Here is a 15723-nt window from a genome sequence, read left to right on the forward strand (position 1 = left end):
AGGCGTCCTGAACCCTTCTGATCCGCCGAGAAAAATCAGCCCATGGATACCACCCTGCACGGCGAAAGAATCAGCCTGCGCCCACTGCAATACAGCGATGCCAATGCTCTGGTCCAGGCCGCTGCCGACGGCGAACTGTGGAACCTGACCGTCACCATCGTACCCTCCACGACAACCGTGGACGCCTACCTGAAAAAAGCGTTGGACGGCCGGGATTCCGGCACAGTGCTGCCCTTCGCGATCGTGCTGAACGAAACGGGCGAGGTGATCGGTTCGACACGGTTCTGGAAGGTTGACCCGCTCAACCGCAAGCTCGAAATCGGTAGCAGTTGGATCTCGAGTCGCTGGCAGAAAACCTTCGTCAACACCGAAGCCAAATACCTGATGTTGCGCCACGCTTTCGAGGTCCTGGGCTGCGTGCGCGTGCAATTCACCACCGATGAAAACAACCAGAAATCGCGCAATGCCATTCTCAGGCTCGGGGCGCAGCAGGAAGGCATCGTGCGTCATGAGCGCATCATGCCGGACGGCCGCAAGCGCAATTCCGTGCGGTTCAGCATCATTGATGATGAATGGCCGCAGGTACGCGAAAATCTCGAGCACAAACTCGCAGGCGACGCTTCTCGCTAGTTAACCGCTCGTCACCCGGTCAGCACCAAGTCCTCGGCGCGCTACACCAACATCAGGTATCGACTCACATTTGAAGAGGTATCCTGATGAACATCAAACTCACCTCAGTGCTCCTGGCGAGTCTGCTGGCCACTGGCGCAACTGCCTATGCGGCCAGCGGCGATGGCGCTGACGCCAGCGGCACCAAATCTGGATCCACGGGCGGCTCGACCATGTCCCCCAACAACAACCCCGGCGAACCTTCGGGCGGCAATAATGGCGGGAACGGCGGCAACGGGGGCGGCAGCGGCTCGGGCACCTCCAGTGGCAGTTCCGGCGGAACCGGCGGCTCCGGTGGCTCCGGCGCGGGTGGCGGGACCGGGTCGTCAGGTGGAGGCACCGGCGGCGCGGGAGGCGGCACCGGCGGTTGACCGCATAAAGTCGACCCTGTTGAGGGCGCTCGCTGCACTCAGCGATCAGAACGCATCAGTTCCCCGAAAGCGCCTTCAATCGACAACACCGCCGACCGGTTCCGCCCCGAATGCTTGGCTTGGTACAGGGCCGCGTCGGCGCGTTCGATGAACACCTCAATGCTGTCCAGGCGCGTCGGCACAAAGGCATGACAGCCCAAGCTCACGGTCACATGGCCGCTGGGCGCGCCGCTGTGGATAATGTTGCGCGCCATGACACTGCGGCGGATCTGTTCGGCCACGACGAGCGTGCCATGAATGTCGGTTTCAGGGAGGAGGACCGCGAATTCTTCTCCGCCGTAACGCACGGCCAGGTCGACCGGGCGCTGACAGCAACTTTTCACCGCACGTGCCACTTCCGCCAGGCAATGATCACCGGCCACGTGGCCGTAGGCATCGTTGTAGCGTTTGAAGTAATCAATATCGAGCATGATCAGGCCCAACGAAGTCGACTGCCGGATATCACGGCTGAATTCGATCTCCAGTGCCTGCTCGAACAGTCGACGGTTGGCCAGCCCCGTGAGGCTGTCATGGGTCGCGATCAGCTTCAGAGCTTCCTGCGCCTTGCGCAGATCCTGCTCGACCCGCTCGCCAAGGCGCACCTGGCGCACGAACACCCAGCCGAAAAGGCCCACGCCCAGTACCACCAGGGCCACGATGAGACTGGACTGCAACGCGGTATCGTACCAACCCTTGAGAATCGATTCCCTGGAGGTCGCCGCCGTGACCACCAGCGGGTAGGCATCGAGTTGCCGGTAACCATGCAACCGCATGGAGCCGTCGAGCACCGAAGCGATCATCGCGTTGCCGGACATGGCACCGGCCAGGTACTTGCTGAATATCTCGCCCTTGGCCAACGACTGGCCGATCTGCGCCTCCACGAACGGCCGCCGCGCCAGCAACGTTCCGTCGCTCAGCGCCAGCGCGATCGAACCGTTTTCATCGAGGCTGAAACTCTTGAAGAATTGATCGAAGTAGCTGAGCTTGATGCCGGCCAGCAAAACGCCCTTGAAGTTGCCGTTTCTGTCATTCACCCGCTTGGAAACGGGAATGATCCACTCGCCGTTGGTACGACTGCGAATCGCCGGACCAATGTGCGCCACGGACGATATGTTCTGCTGGTGAAACAGGAAATACTCCCGGTCCGCCACACCGGGACCACGGGGCAGCCCCTCGAACGAGGTGACGATCCACTGGCCTTTCTGGTCGAAGAGGAAGATCCCGTGCAACTGACTCAGCGCCAGCACACGTCGGGCGAACATTTTCTGCAGTACGGATATCTGTGCCGGGCCGAAACCGTCGGCCTGCAACCAGTCCGCCAGACTGGTCAGCACCAGGTCAGCTTTCGTGAAAGTATCTTCAGCCTGCTGCGCCACGGCCCGGGTCAGGTTTGAGGACGCCGCCTCGGCAACCTCCAGATCGTGCCGCCGTGATTGTTCGAGTTGCAGGTACAGCAAGCCAAACAGGCACAAACACACCAAGGTGATAAACAGCACCGCAGCCTTGCGCAGGGGCAGCCGTTTCAAGGCAGTACCACTGGTGTGGCGGGGGTCGTCGTCGGAGATAGGCAAAAGCTCATCCTGCAAGGGCAAGGCATGGGCAAGCGGCCCAAAACCCTTAAACATGGCGAGCTTAGTCTACGTGTCGACAAGGGGCAATTGTCCTTTCGACAGGTATTACATCGAGCATTTGCAAATGCGCCCAATGACTTCGCGCATCCCCCGCTCGCCTACGTTCGCCCGTCGACTATTGGCCCGCCACCACCGCGTGCAAACTCAACACAGGCACAGGCGAAGGACGATTCAACGCCCGTAATACAGGTGCATCGTAGCCATACACATCCGGTTTAAACGACACACGTCCGTCGCTGCCCAGATCGACCGTCCAGTACGCCAGCAATACCGGCACCTTCACCGGCAGCCGAATGTTCTCCGTCTTGCCATTGGCCAGTTGTTTCTGAATGCCGGCGCTGTCCCATTTGATCGGGTCGTTGAACAGCAACTCGACCAGTTGCAGCGGGTTCTCCACGCGGATGCAGCCGGAACTGGTCGCCCGGACGGTCTTGGCAAACAGCTCGCGATGCGGCGTGTCGTGAAGGTAAATGGCGTAATCATTGGGAAAGCGGATTACAACCTGCCCCAGCGAGCTGTCCTTACCCGCATCCTGGCGCAGACTGAGCCCACGTGGATTGGTCCAGTCGACAGTGGAAGGGTCCACCTCGCGACCCTCGCGATCGATCACCCGCATGCGGTTGGCCGCCAGGTAGCCGGGATTGACTTGGATTTTCGGCAGTACATCTTCCTTGAGGATCGTGGGCGGCACGGTCCAGGTTGGATTGAAGGTGATGTAGGAAATCTGCGCCTGGAAAATCGGTGTATTGCGCGCCGCCTTGCCGACCTGCACTCGGGAACGCCAGATCGGCTGGCCATCGCGGTACATCGCGACCTTATAGCCGGCGATATCGACGATCACGAACGTGCCCTGTAGCTTGTAAAGCAACCAGCGAGCGCGCTCCATGTTCACCCGTACCTGATCGATCCGCGCCTCGACAGGCACGTTCAACGCCGCCAGGGTGTTGGCCCCGGCCATGCCGTCCGCGCCCAGGTATTGCTCGTCCTGATACTTCTTCACCGCCGCAGTGACGGCGCCGTCGTACTTGTTGCCGTGAATCAGCCGCGGATCGAGAAAACCGGCCGCGACCATCCGCGCGCGCAACTGCGCGACCGCCGGCTCATCCATGCCGGGCTTGAGCGAATGATCCACCGTCACTTTTGGCCAGCCGCCACGCTCGCGTACGCTGCGCAACTGCGCCAATGCCTGGCGCATCCCCGCGTAGACCGCTTCCTGGGGCGGCGCCAGGGCAAACGCCCTGGCTACCTCATGGTTGTCGAGTGCGGCGAAGAATGCGTTGAGGTCGTCACGAGGATCGACGCCATCGGCATCGAAGTTCCAGTGGATGTCGAGTCGCGCAGGGTCGACCTTACCGCGCCGCAATTGCAGCAACGCGGTGATGAAGGTATGCGTGGTTGCCAGATCGAATGCCGCTCGCTGTTCGGCGGTGGCGGACGACGATTGCAGCGCTTCCCGGGATCGGATCAGCTCATCGATGTGAAAATCCGCCGGGTTCAGGCCATCCGCGTCGGTCGCGTTGAGGCTGGCGATCAATTGTTCGACGTCGCTGTCCTGGGTCCATGCTGCGCGGTAGGCGCGATGGGTGTAAAAATCCATGACCAGACGAGTAACGTCCAGGCGCCGATGACGCGCCGACGTCAGCAGTGGAGGAAACGCCGTTTCAAGCGGCTCCAGCGAAGCCTGGATCGCCAGAGCGACATCGTCATCGGCTGCCGCCGGTAAAACGGAGTTAGCTGTTGTTAACGTCTCAATCGACGACGTTTCCCCAAGCGCCGTGCCGCTGATCAGAAAGACCATAAAAAATACGCGGCTTATGACGAATAACCTTGTTAAAAGCACCATGGATAATCCTTAATCTCCCGCATTCAACGCCTGGCTTTCTACGCACTGCTAGACTCGAACTTAACATGATGAGACATCTATATGGCGCTACTACGTTTTGGCCACCTGCTGCCGGGCCTGTTGCTGACTGCAATGTTCGTACCGTCAGCCTACGCCGATTCCCTGGCCTCCGCCCTTATCAAAGCGGCTCCGCAGGCTGATGCCAAGGTCATCGATCTCGCCGTTCGTGCCTCGCAATGCAGCATCGCTCAAGGCGCTGCTCCTGTCCAAAGACTTGCCGTCATCGATTATTCCCTGCCTTCGACTCAGCAACGCCTGTGGGTGTTCGATTTGAAGAAGCGCAAACTGCTGTTTCAGGAACTGGTCGCCCATGGCCGCAACAGTGGCGAGAACATGGCCGTCAATTTCTCCAACCGCAATGAGAGTTTCGCCACGAGCATCGGCCTGTATCGCACCCAGCAGAGCTACGTTGGGCAGAATGGCTACTCGTTGCGCATGGAAGGTCTGGAACCGGGCTTCAACGACAACGCCTTCGACCGGGCTATCGTCATTCATGGTGCCCCCTACGTCAGCCCGGTGCTTGCGCGGGCGAATGGGCGGATCGGACGCAGCCTCGGCTGCCCGGCCGTGCGCCCGGCCATTGCCCATAAGCTGATTGATTCAATGAAAGGCGGGCAGTTGCTGTTTTCGTACTACCCGGACAAGCGCTGGCTGAAGACTTCGTCCTACATCAATTGCGGAAGCGGGACGGTGGCGACAGCGGAGAAATCAACGAGCAAACGTTGAACCCTCCCCCGTCCCACGATTGACTCGCCTTACATGTCGTAACGCAGCACCAGGCCCACCGTGCGTGGTGCGCCGACATCGATGATGTCGCCGCTGCGGTTGTTGGTCACGTATTCCTTGTCGAAGGCATTCTTCACGTAACCGGATACCGCCACATTTTTGGTGATCTTGTATTCGGCGTTGAAGTTCGCCAGCCAGTAGTTGTCACTGCGGCGCTCGCCCGTGACCTGGCCGGCATCGTCGAACTCGTATTCCGACGGTGCCGTGCTCTGGTAGACCACGTCGGTGTTCAGGGTCAGGCGATCATTCCAGCGATAGGTCCCGCCCAGCGACATTTTGTACTTGGGCGAATAGAGGAAGTCCTCGCCGCTCATGTCCCGACCGTCACCCGTGACGAAATCCTTGTACTTGCCAACGGTCACCGATGCACCAGCAGTCAGGGTCAACTGTTCGCTGAAATCCTTCTCGACAAAGACTTCCAGGCCCTTGATGTCACTGCTGCCGGCGTTGAACACGTGGAGAAACTCGGTGTTCGGGTCCAACGCACTGACCTGCTGGTCTTTCCAGTCGGTGTAGTAGAGGTTGGCGCGGGTGCGCAGGCTCTTGTCGAAGAACGAGCCGCGGTAGGACAGCTCGTAGTTGGTGGTGTATTCCGGATCGTAATCTTCGTGCCCGCCTCCAGCGCGCACGTTGACGCCCCCGCCGCGATAGCCCTTCTGCACCATGAAGCCGACGTACTGGTCGGTGGCCAACTCATAGTCCACACCCAGTTTCGGCAGCACCGCGTCAAACGACTTCTTGACCTTGCCGGGGCTGGAGAAATCATCCACCTCGATATCGGTGTCGTTGGTCTCGTGGTCGTAACGCAGGCCGGTAATCAACGTCCAACGTGGAGCAAAGGTCCAGTCGACTTCACCGAACACAGCGTTGTTTTCAATTGTCGTATCGCCTTTGACAGTGCCGGACAGCGCATTGTTGTTCAACAACCGGTCGTGGAAATTGTTGGTGTTGTGACCGTAATACGCACCTACGAAGCTCTTCACGGTGTCCGAGTTGTAGTTCAGTCGCAGCTCCTGGCTGAACAAGTCACCGTATTGCTTACGCTGCACGACCCGATTGGCCGTGGCGGATTGATCAAAGTCGAGACGTGCGTCGTAGTCCGAGTCGGTGTTGGCCGTAAGACTGGTGATGGACCAGTTGTCATCCAGACGATAATCGACCTTGGCGCTGACAGTGTCCTGCTTGAGTTTGTCGTACGCCTTGGTGTTGGACGTCATCTTGTAATAACGAATCCTGTCGTTCTCGCGCATGACCGAGTTGTCACCCTTGCGGCTTTCACCGTGGGCATAGGTGAGCAGCACATCGAGATCGTCGTTGGGCAGGATCAGCAATTTGCCACGGGCATTGGCAGCGCGAGTCGGATTGGCGTCATCGCCCGTGAAGACGTTGTCGATGTAGCCGTCACCTTCCTGATAGTCCACGGCAATACGGCCGGCGATCTTGTCATCGACGATCGAACCACCGCCCGCCACCGCGCCACCGCGCTCGTTGTAGTTGCCTACGTTGGTTTGCGCGGAAAAGCTCGGTTCGAAGGTTGGATTTTTGGTCTGGATGACAACGGCACCGGCCAGGGAGTTACGACCCTGAGTGGTGGACTGCGGGCCGAGAAATACTTCAACCTGCTCGACGTCCCACAGCGGCATGGGGCTGAGGGTCAGTGCACGGTTGGGTTGCACCGCGCCGTCGACAAATACCGAGACCGCGCCGTTGAGGGTGGCCGGGCCCTGGTCATCGAAACCCGACACCGGCACGCCGCGAATACCCCAGTTCTCGTTGCCGGACTGGTTGTAGACACCAGGGGTGCGGGCAAACACGTCGATCAGGTTGTGATCTTCCTTCTCGCGCAACTGTTTGTCCGTCACGACCACGACGCTTGACTGGGTCTGCTCCAGGGTACGGTTGATCTTTTCACCCGTCACCGTGATCGGAGCGATCTCCAATGTGCTCGATGGGTCGGCCGCCCACACACTGCCAGACAGGCAAACAGCCGACCCTACAGCCAACGCAATTGTATTTTTTTCACGCCCCGCTCCCCGCGAAAGATTTTTGTGTTTTTTCTTACATCAAGAGCGCCGTATGCCTACGGCCTGCGGGAGTCTAATCGAAAGTAATCTTTAGACAAGAGCTATTGATAAGGCTTCTCATTATTATTCAAGAACGAGTTTGTATCGAATCAGACACGGTATCTTTCGCGATGGTTTGCGGCTCGCCGCTCTATTTGCGGCACAATCAGGCCCCCACCTCCCTCACGGAAGCCGGATAACAATGAGAACAACAACACGTGTGTCAGTCATCGGCAGCCTGCTCGCCCTGTCGTTGGGTGCCCAAGCAGAGCCTTCGCACCTGGACAACGTCATTGAGCAAGGGCAACTGCGGGTCTGCACCACGGGCGACTACAAGCCCTACACCTTCAAGACCGAAAGCGGCGAATTCGAAGGCATCGACATTGCCATGGCCCAATCACTGGCCGACAGCCTGGGCGTCAAGCCGCAATGGGTACAGACCACCTGGAAAACCCTGATGCCCGACCTGCTGGCGGGTAAATGCGACATCGCCATGGGCGGCATCTCGGTGACGCTGGAGCGCCAGAAAAAGGCGTTCTTCAGCACCACCCTGGACATCGACGGCAAAATCCCCTTGGTGCGCTGCGAAGACCAGGCGCTCTACCAGACCGTCGAGCAAATCAACCAGCCAGCGGTGCGCCTGGTGGAACCCGCCGGCGGCACCAACGAAGCCTTCGTCCACGCGTTCCTGCCCAAAGCCCAACTGGCCCTGCACGACAACGTCACCATCTTCCAGCAGTTGCTGGATAAAAAGGCCGACGTGATGATCACCGATGCCTCGGAAGCGCTGTACCAGCAGAAACTCAAGCCCGGTTTGTGCGCGGTGAACCCGACGCAGTTCATGCAGTACGGCGAGAAAGCGTACTTGCTGCCACGCGATGACATGACGTGGAAACTGTACGTCGATCAGTGGCTGCACCTGGCGAAGGTGACGGGGAAGTATCAGAAGGTGTTGGGGCAGTGGATTGCGGTGCAAGAGGCAAAATAGTCCCAGACGGCCATTGATGCCTTGGACATCAATGGCCACTTTCAATGAGACTCGGGTAATCCCGGCTCCTGCCTGCCTATCAAGAACCCTTAGCGCATATCAAGTAAAAATCTTTCTTAACTCAACACTTCATTTAGCTTTGTCTATCGCTATCTGCTCCAGAACACGTTCAGCAACACTCCAATCCTCAGGAGTATCAATATCCAGCGACTCTGTGTTACTAGTTATCACTAGTGGAATAGTGTTGAGACCTAAAAATCCTTTCTGTTCTCTAAGAAGTTTCGGCGAGAGCAGGTAAATTGAACCAGTCAAAGTGTATGCAGGCTCTAGATCCTGAGAGCGCTTGGATAAGTTATCCCATCCGAGAAAAGGCGTCATCGTGTCGCCTTCCAGCTTGAAACACCAAGCAGGATGAGAACTCGCCGACGCGACACTGACTATTGACCTAGATGTATCCTTGCGGAACTGCAGCACAGCGCGCTGGATGGATTCTGCCGTACGAAATGGCGAGGTGGGTTGCAATAGCATCACACCATCTACAGATCCGTTAGCGAATTCGTACTCATTGAGCACGTGCGTTACTACATCGAAGCTGCTAGCAGTGTCAGTCGCCAAATGGGCTGGCCTGATATTAAGTACATTGCCGCCAAACTCTCTGGCGATGGCCGCAGTCGCCATATCATCTGTCGAGATTATCACATCGGTCACAACGCCACTTTGCAGCGCTGCTTCAATTGTCCAGGCGATCAACGGACGCCCACCCAAAATCTTAATATTCTTTCCAACTAGACGCTTGGAGCCGCCCCTCGCGGGAATGATTGCAAGTATTTTCATTTCCGCTCCACAGTCTAAACACCAATTCTACTGATTTTTCCTTTTACTCCCAACCCTTCAGACAACGGACGAGTCGGCTTCCACGTTTAGAGCTTGCGGGACAAGCCAGCATTGAGCATTGCATAACGCTCGGCGCTCACTCAACCTCAGCACTTGTCAACCCCCTGGCGGAGTCGCCTGACTGGTCTGACGGGAAATACTAGATCGGCCGCGACATTGATCTGCCCCCACGAAAAAACCAGCCATTTTGAATACTTAACAGGCGGCAATAGCCGACATACCCTGCGAAAATGCAGAGCACGATCACGAGCAGGCGGGCATTAAATATTCCACCTCTGGCGATGAGCGTGAAGGCGATCCCGCTGAACAGTAAAGTGAACGAGGAGATGCTTGGGGTTCTGGTGCGCCGCGAGATGCCAATGAACATAAGAGTCTGACAGATCGCAACGACGATCCAATCCGCGTAGAACGCCCAGTGACCAAGATGCATGAGCAAATTGGCCTTGAGCGGGAATGTGATGTTCGTACCGCGTTTTGCTACATCGGGATAGATTGCCCTCGTTTCAGCTGTAGATATAGGCTTGTTTGGCATTAGCCTGCGTGGGACGAAAGCCACCAGTGCGTCTTCGGCTGCATATGCACGGGGCTCGATATCGTGATTTTTAATCGCGAGCAAAACGTCTTCTGAAATGAATGCAGCGTTGTAATTCAGATCCTCGTAGCTGTCTGTGGGGGCAACCCGAGCCTCATTCATATTTTCAGCCTCAGCCTCAGCCTCAGCCCCAGCATTCGCTGCGCCTCCAGGGACCGGCGCTTCATGTGAGGCGACCTCGGCATAATCAGTCGGCGCGCGCATATCGGTAATGAGGAAGAACGACGTACCTACTGATGCAATTGCGAGACCCGACGCCATCAAGAACTTCACGAGGCCAATGCGTTGGTACATCAGCATTACGATGAACATGAGTACGAAAAGGATCAAGATCCCACGCCCACCGCTAAAGGACACTATGAGGATACTCAACATGAGGAACACACCGTTCCTCTTCGTGACACCGCCGAAATACATGTCCATTAACTGAAGGAACAAAGCGGCATACATCGCAAGAATCATCCACGCTCCGCCATCGGTAGCCTTGAAATTGTAGGTATGGTACTCCAGAAGAATATTAGCCGGAGAGAGCGTACCTAGAACGCTATAAATATTGAGAGCCATTAGACTGATTATGCCAATCAAAATCAGCATAAGAGTCAGCGTCGATAGAGGTTTGCGGGTTGGGGAAAACTCATCACAGGCGCCAAACCGTCGCCCCACAACCACCCCTAGCACAGCCACGAGCGATGCACAAATCATGTCTACGATCGCCGCCCCATTAAAGTAAGCAGATGTGAGCAACGGGTATTTTTCAATGTCCAGATATCGCCCGATAAACAAGATCTGATAGGCGACATAACATCCCAACGGTCCCACACATATCAGCGCTACTTTCTTCGTTTTTTTGTTGAATATACTCATATCGTCCTGTTTGGAGGTATTTCCGGAGCATTACCTGTTGAAGCATGGGCAAACCATTAGGCAGGCAATATCGGTAATGTAATCAGATTTCTATGGCACGGGCGTGATTAATACATCTAGTTACGTCTTAAGCTGGCAGCTCGACGAGCATGCCGGTTTTCTGCGTCCAACTCCATCGAGCTATTCAGGGCGCATTCCTACATGTTCTGAGCACCGGTAAAACTCCGATAAAGCGGCCGCCGAAGCTTCCCGCCGTAGTGGTCAATACCGCCCACTCAGAGTAGCTGGTCACCCTCAGGATCACCCTTTTACCGCAACCTTGAGCCTTATCTGACACGGGCTGGTGTAGACTCCTGACCAGCCTCGGCTAGAAAAGTCGCCTGCCATTTGGAGATCGTTTCTCCGCCAGCGAGCCATCGCGCCATTGGAGAATTTCGATGCGCGCCGGCATTTCAAATGTGCATGCGCATGGGCGCGTCCTCTCAAGCCTTGGCGAGCTGTTTTCGGGCGAAGGTCCGACTCTCTTGGTAAACTTGCACTCCGTCGCGCTTGATGCGGATCTAAGCGGCATACCTCACGGTCCCATCAGCCAGTGTTCTCACCTTGATAGTCGCCATATCGGCAATGGTACGCGTGAGTCTCGAAGTGGTACATCGCGCCACTGAAACTCAGAAAACGCCCCAAACACTCAAGATTTCGCTAAAAACACGTTGGGCAAAATGGTAAAAAATATTGATCCCAGGGCAGTAAACCCAAGCTCTGCGCTGTCTCGAAAGTTCTCCGTTGCCCCGATGATGGACTGGACAGACAGACACTGCCGCTACTTCCTGCGCCTGCTCTCCAAAAACGCCCTGCTCTACACCGAAATGGTCACCACCGGTGCCCTGCTCAACGGTGATCACGAGCGCTTCCTGCGCCATGACGAAGCCGAGCATCCGCTTGCCCTGCAACTGGGCGGTAGTGTGCCGTTGGACCTGGCGGCCTGTGCGCGCATGGCGCAGGAGCATGGTTACGACGAAGTGAACCTGAATGTCGGTTGCCCCAGTGATCGGGTGCAGAACAATATGATTGGCGCGGTGTTGATGGGGCATCCGCAATTGGTGGCCGATTGCGTGAAGGCCATGCGTGATGCGGTGTCGATTCCGGTGACGGTCAAGCATCGCATCGGCATCAATGGGCGCGACAGTTACGAGCAGTTGTGTGATTTTGTCGGCACGGTTCGCGAGGCCGGGTGCACGAGTTTTACCGTGCATGCGCGGATTGCGATTCTGGAAGGGTTGTCGCCCAAGGAGAACCGGGACATTCCACCGTTGCGTTATGACGTGGCGGCGCGCCTTAAAGCGGATTTTCCGGAGCTGGAGATCATTCTCAACGGCGGGATAAAGACGCTGGAAGACTGTCGCGAGCATTTGCAGACGTTCGACGGTGTGATGCTGGGCCGCGAGGCGTATCACAATCCTTATCTGTTGGCCGAAGTGGATCAGCAACTGTTCGGCAGCACGGCACCGATCATCAGCCGGGCCGAGGCGCTGGCGCAGTTGCGACCTTATATTGCGGCGCACCTTGATGCGGGCGGGTCAATGCACCACATCACCCGCCATGTGCTGGGGTTGGGCACCGGTTTTCCGGGTGCACGCAAGTTCCGCCAGTTGCTGTCGGTGGATATCCACAAGACGAAAGAGCCCCTGGCGTTGCTCGATCAGGCGGCGCAGTTGCTGGAAGGACGGTAGGCACGATCACGCTCGCCGTCGCTCGCATTGAACCTGTACGCGGTTTTGTCATCGTATTTATCGACACCGCGCCCCGCCATTCAAACAGCCGTTTTTCAGGTTGTTGCCGCCGGGGCCTTCGATACGTACATACACCCTTGAGTGGCTGTCAGCGCTCGGGTAATGTCATTGGACCCATAGGACAGAGCACGCTCATGACTTCCAAGCTGGAACAACTCAAACAGATGACCACCGTGGTTGCCGATACCGGCGACCTGGATGCAATCACCCGCGTCAAGCCGGTGGACGCAACTACCAACCCCTCGCTGCTGCTCAAGGCCGCAGCCATTGCCGGCTATGCCGATCTGCTGAATGAATGTGTCAGCGACTGCAAAGGTGATGTAGGCCTGGCCAGCGACCGCTTTGGCGTTGCGGTGGGTCAGCAAATTCTGAAAGTCATCCCTGGACGCATCTCCACCGAAGTGGATGCGCGCCTGTCGTTCGACACGGACGCCATGCTCAAGCGTGCGCACCGCCTGATCGAGCTGTACGACAAGGCCGGCATTGGCCGTGATCGCGTACTGATCAAGATCGCGTCCACCTGGGAAGGCATTCGCGCTGCCGAGATTCTGGAAAAAGAAGGCATTCAGACCAACCTGACCCTGCTGTTCTCGTTCGCCCAGGCGGCGGCGTGTGCCGATGCGGGTGTGTTCCTGATTTCGCCATTCGTGGGCCGAATCTACGACTGGTACAAGAAAGCCAACGGAAACGACTACACAGGCACCGATGATCCGGGCGTACAGTCGGTGACGCGCATCTACAACTACTACAAGGCCAATGACTACAAGACCGTGGTCATGGGTGCCAGCTTCCGTAACCTGAACCAGATCGAGCAATTGGCCGGCTGTGACCGCCTGACCATCAGCCCCGACCTGATCGACAAGCTGGCGGCGGACACCGGCAAGCTGGAACGCAAACTGGTGCCGGGCAATGCCGGCGAAGCGCGCCTGAGCCTCAACGAAGCGCAATTCCGCTGGTTGTCCAACGAGGACGCAATGGCAACCGAGAAACTGGCCGAAGGTATTCGTCAGTTCGCCCGGGATCAGGAGAAGCTCGAGGCGCTGTTGCAGGCCAAGCTGTGAGCTGATCTGTAGCCATGCAAAAAGGGCGAACCCTGGTGGGTTCGCCCTTTTTGCGGCCGTTGGGTCATGAGGTGGATCGGCTGGCGCCATCCCTGTAGGAGCGAGCTTGCTCGCGATGGAGGCCAACGATTACGCGGGATGTCTGAAACCCCGCTGTGTCGGGGCCACCATCGCTCCAACAGAGGTCCTGGATCAGCGCCGCTCCAGCGCGTTCACCAGGTCATGGAACGCTTCGCGATTGGAATCGTTGAGCCCCATGAGGATCTTGTGCGCTTCGAGCACCTTGATCCGCACCACTTCTTCGGATTGATCCTGATCGGGCAGATCGTCCAGGCACTCCGGGCATGGCACGGGTTTGTCGACGATGTTGAACACCTGCTCGAAGCCCATGGACTGCAACAGCCGGGTGATGTCTTCGTGGGTGGTGACAACGGTCGGCAGCAGGCCGACCTTCTGCCGCGACAGGATCGACAGCTTGGCCAGCAGGCCAAGGGTGGTGCTGTCGATGCTGCGGGTTTCGGTCAGGTCGATCACGATCGCGTTGAAGTTCAACGCCGTGAAGATCCGCTCAATAGTCGCATCCAACGCCGAACACAGGGTCAGGCGAACTTCACCGACGAACTTCAGGACGAAGGTGCCGTCCTGCTCGGCGAACTGGATTCTACCGGTACTCATTGAAGATTCCTGCTCAACACCAACAGGGCGATATCATCCGGCATCTCCCCTAGCGTGGCCAATCCAAAAACCTGCCGCAGCCCATCCAGGGTGCCGCCCGCTGTCTTGACCCGTTGGGGCAAGGCCGCTTCTTTCTCTTTGAGTGTAGGTTCTGGCAAAAGGTCCAGAATGCCATCAGACATCAGCGTCAGGCTGAACGTCGACGGCAGCTCCAGCACGTGGTCTTCGTAGGTGGCCTCGTTGAAGAGCCCCACCGGCAGCCCACGCCCTTCCAGATAACGGACACTCTCTGGCGTGTACAACACAGGCAACGGCAAATGACCGCCGATGCTATAGGTCAACAAACCTGTCTCCTCGTCGATGACACCACCGACCATCGTGACGTGTTTACCCAGCTTACAACTGATCAGGCCCCGGTTGATATGGCCAAGGACCTCGGAAGGCTTGAACTCCGGCAATGTGCCGTTGCGCTTGGACTCGAACAGCAAGCGCGTAGTCATGAACTTCAGCAGCACGGTGACGAAGGCTGAAGAAGCGCCATGCCCGGAAACGTCCGCCAGGTAGAACGCGACCCGACGCTCATCGACCCGGAAGTAGTCGACGAAATCACCCGACAGGTACAGCGACGGGATGATCTGGTGGGCGAACTTAAACTCGTCGGTGGTCCAGGGACTGACCGGCAGCATGTTCATCTGCACCTGGCGACCGGCATTCTGGTCTTCCTGGAGCAGGTTCAGGCTGGCTTCGAGTTCGCGGTTGGCCTTTTCCAGCTTCTCGCGATAGCGCTGGTTTTCCAGCAGCAGCCGTGCGCGATCCAGGGCCCGACGCACGGAATGCTCGAGCACGGCCAGATCTTCGAGAGGCTTGATCAGGTAATCCGCCGCGCCCAGGCGCAGCGCCTCGACCGCATCGTTCATCACGCCAGCGCCGGACACCACGATGACCGGGGTTTGTGGCGAGCGCTCGGTGACCTGGCGGATGAGTTCGAGACCGCCCATCTGCGGCATGCGCAGATCGCAGATGACCAAGTCGGGCTTGTCTTGCTCGAATACCTGTAGACCCTGCTGGCCGTTGCTGGCCTGCAAGACGCTGAAACCACTGTCTTCCAAATAGGCGGCGAGGCTCGCGCGCACTACTTCGTCATCATCGATTATCAGCAGCGTGGCACTGGTTTTTGGCATGTGGGCAAACGGCGCCAGAATTAGGTTGGCGTAGCAGGCAGGGAAATGTCCCGGCTCACACTACTGGATTCGCTTTCTAGCCTCTCTGCCGCACCGCTTTCGGGCATGGACCCTACTCGCTGGCACACCAGAGGTGCCCTTCTAAGGCGCAGACGGTACTCCCATCCGCGGGGCGTTTCAAGCTTGCGCCGATGGTCGCTTGACGTCTTTACTTGT

The 15723-nt window shown here is 57.6% G+C and carries 13 protein-coding genes and 1 pseudogene; 6 read left to right on the forward strand and 8 right to left on the reverse strand.

The genetic code is table 11. The features are described 5' to 3' along the window. The first annotated feature begins 42 nt into the window (after positions 1 to 42). Positions 43 to 630, forward strand: a complete 588-nt coding sequence (locus tag AB4N33_RS12410; protein WP_460116794.1) for a GNAT family N-acetyltransferase — start codon at positions 43 to 45, stop codon at positions 628 to 630. 83 nt (positions 631 to 713) lie between these two features. After that, the gene (locus tag AB4N33_RS12415; RefSeq protein WP_460126767.1) at positions 714 to 1040 is read left to right on the forward strand and encodes a hypothetical protein; all 327 of its coding nucleotides are present in this window, start codon (positions 714 to 716) and stop codon (positions 1038 to 1040) included. A gap of 38 nt (positions 1041 to 1078) precedes the next feature. On the opposite strand, the gene AB4N33_RS12420 is transcribed toward AB4N33_RS12415, so the two are convergent. Both AB4N33_RS12420 and AB4N33_RS12425 read right to left on the reverse strand, forming a co-directional pair. Beyond that, on the reverse strand, positions 1079 to 2650 hold the full coding sequence (locus AB4N33_RS12420) for a sensor domain-containing diguanylate cyclase (RefSeq protein ID WP_460139755.1): 1572 nt from the start codon (positions 2648 to 2650) through the stop codon (positions 1079 to 1081). A 175-nt stretch (positions 2651 to 2825) separates the two neighbouring features. Further along, positions 2826 to 4553, reverse strand: a complete 1728-nt coding sequence (locus AB4N33_RS12425) for a L,D-transpeptidase family protein (RefSeq protein WP_460116796.1) — start codon at positions 4551 to 4553, stop codon at positions 2826 to 2828. 81 nt (positions 4554 to 4634) lie between these two features. On the opposite strand from AB4N33_RS12425, the gene AB4N33_RS12430 reads away from it, so the two are divergent. Then, positions 4635 to 5339 (forward strand): murein L,D-transpeptidase catalytic domain family protein, encoded by a 705-nt coding sequence (locus AB4N33_RS12430; RefSeq protein WP_460116798.1) that lies wholly within the window; start codon positions 4635 to 4637, stop codon positions 5337 to 5339. Between the two features lie 29 nt (positions 5340 to 5368). Here AB4N33_RS12430 and AB4N33_RS12435 read toward each other — a convergent pair whose 3' ends face one another. Further along, positions 5369 to 7408, reverse strand: a complete 2040-nt coding sequence (locus tag AB4N33_RS12435) for a TonB-dependent receptor (protein WP_476458815.1) — start codon at positions 7406 to 7408, stop codon at positions 5369 to 5371. Between the two features lie 256 nt (positions 7409 to 7664). Here AB4N33_RS12435 and AB4N33_RS12440 point away from each other — a divergent pair, with 256 nt between their 5' ends. Beyond that, a complete protein-coding gene (locus tag AB4N33_RS12440; protein WP_460116801.1) occupies positions 7665 to 8450 on the forward strand; it encodes a transporter substrate-binding domain-containing protein in 786 nt (261 codons plus the stop codon). A gap of 129 nt (positions 8451 to 8579) precedes the next feature. Here the strand turns inward: AB4N33_RS12440 and AB4N33_RS12445 are convergent, their stop codons facing one another. The 3 genes and pseudogenes from AB4N33_RS12445 to AB4N33_RS12455 all read right to left on the reverse strand — a co-directional run. After that, positions 8580 to 9284: an acylneuraminate cytidylyltransferase family protein gene (locus AB4N33_RS12445; protein ID WP_460116802.1), complete on the reverse strand. Its 705-nt coding sequence runs from the start codon at positions 9282 to 9284 to the stop codon at positions 8580 to 8582. 199 nt (positions 9285 to 9483) lie between these two features. After that, positions 9484 to 10800: a hypothetical protein gene (locus AB4N33_RS12450; protein ID WP_460116804.1), complete on the reverse strand. Its 1317-nt coding sequence runs from the start codon at positions 10798 to 10800 to the stop codon at positions 9484 to 9486. Between the two features lie 485 nt (positions 10801 to 11285). Then, a pseudogene (locus AB4N33_RS12455) lies at positions 11286 to 11417 on the reverse strand (site-specific integrase); the annotation flags it as partial. 102 nt (positions 11418 to 11519) lie between these two features. Here AB4N33_RS12455 and dusA point away from each other — a divergent pair. Beyond that, the gene (gene dusA, locus AB4N33_RS12460; RefSeq protein ID WP_476457443.1) at positions 11520 to 12530 is read left to right on the forward strand and encodes a tRNA dihydrouridine(20/20a) synthase DusA; all 1011 of its coding nucleotides are present in this window, start codon (positions 11520 to 11522) and stop codon (positions 12528 to 12530) included. 194 nt (positions 12531 to 12724) lie between these two features. After that, positions 12725 to 13651 (forward strand): transaldolase, encoded by a 927-nt coding sequence (gene tal, locus AB4N33_RS12465; protein ID WP_476457444.1) that lies wholly within the window; start codon positions 12725 to 12727, stop codon positions 13649 to 13651. 192 nt (positions 13652 to 13843) lie between these two features. Here the strand turns inward: tal and rssC are convergent, their stop codons facing one another. After that, positions 13844 to 14326, reverse strand: a complete 483-nt coding sequence (rssC, locus tag AB4N33_RS12470) for an anti-sigma factor antagonist RssC (RefSeq protein WP_460116829.1) — start codon at positions 14324 to 14326, stop codon at positions 13844 to 13846. Next, positions 14323 to 15507, reverse strand: a complete 1185-nt coding sequence (rssB, locus tag AB4N33_RS12475; protein ID WP_460116831.1) for a two-component system response regulator RssB — start codon at positions 15505 to 15507, stop codon at positions 14323 to 14325. The genes rssC and rssB overlap by 4 nt, the downstream gene beginning before the upstream one ends. Between the last annotated feature and the right edge of the window lie 216 nt (positions 15508 to 15723).

Source organism: Pseudomonas sp. S1_E05 (assembly GCF_056337105.1).

Excerpts from the sequence above, each read along its gene's own strand:
- AB4N33_RS12450 (WP_460116804.1), bottom strand. The coding sequence starts at position 10,800 with ATGAGTATATTCAACAAAAAAACGAAGAAAGTAGCGCTGATATGTGTG.
- AB4N33_RS12425 (WP_460116796.1), bottom strand. The coding sequence starts at position 4,553 with ATGGTGCTTTTAACAAGGTTATTCGTCATAAGCCGCGTATTTTTTATG.
- tal (WP_476457444.1), top strand. The coding sequence starts at position 12,725 with ATGACTTCCAAGCTGGAACAACTCAAACAGATGACCACCGTGGTTGCC.
- AB4N33_RS12410 (WP_460116794.1), top strand. The coding sequence starts at position 43 with ATGGATACCACCCTGCACGGCGAAAGAATCAGCCTGCGCCCACTGCAA.
- AB4N33_RS12440 (WP_460116801.1), top strand. The coding sequence starts at position 7,665 with ATGAGAACAACAACACGTGTGTCAGTCATCGGCAGCCTGCTCGCCCTG.
- dusA (WP_476457443.1), top strand. The coding sequence starts at position 11,520 with ATGGTAAAAAATATTGATCCCAGGGCAGTAAACCCAAGCTCTGCGCTG.
- rssB (WP_460116831.1), bottom strand. The coding sequence starts at position 15,507 with ATGCCAAAAACCAGTGCCACGCTGCTGATAATCGATGATGACGAAGTA.
- AB4N33_RS12445 (WP_460116802.1), bottom strand. The coding sequence starts at position 9,284 with ATGAAAATACTTGCAATCATTCCCGCGAGGGGCGGCTCCAAGCGTCTA.
- rssC (WP_460116829.1), bottom strand. The coding sequence starts at position 14,326 with ATGAGTACCGGTAGAATCCAGTTCGCCGAGCAGGACGGCACCTTCGTC.
- AB4N33_RS12430 (WP_460116798.1), top strand. The coding sequence starts at position 4,635 with ATGGCGCTACTACGTTTTGGCCACCTGCTGCCGGGCCTGTTGCTGACT.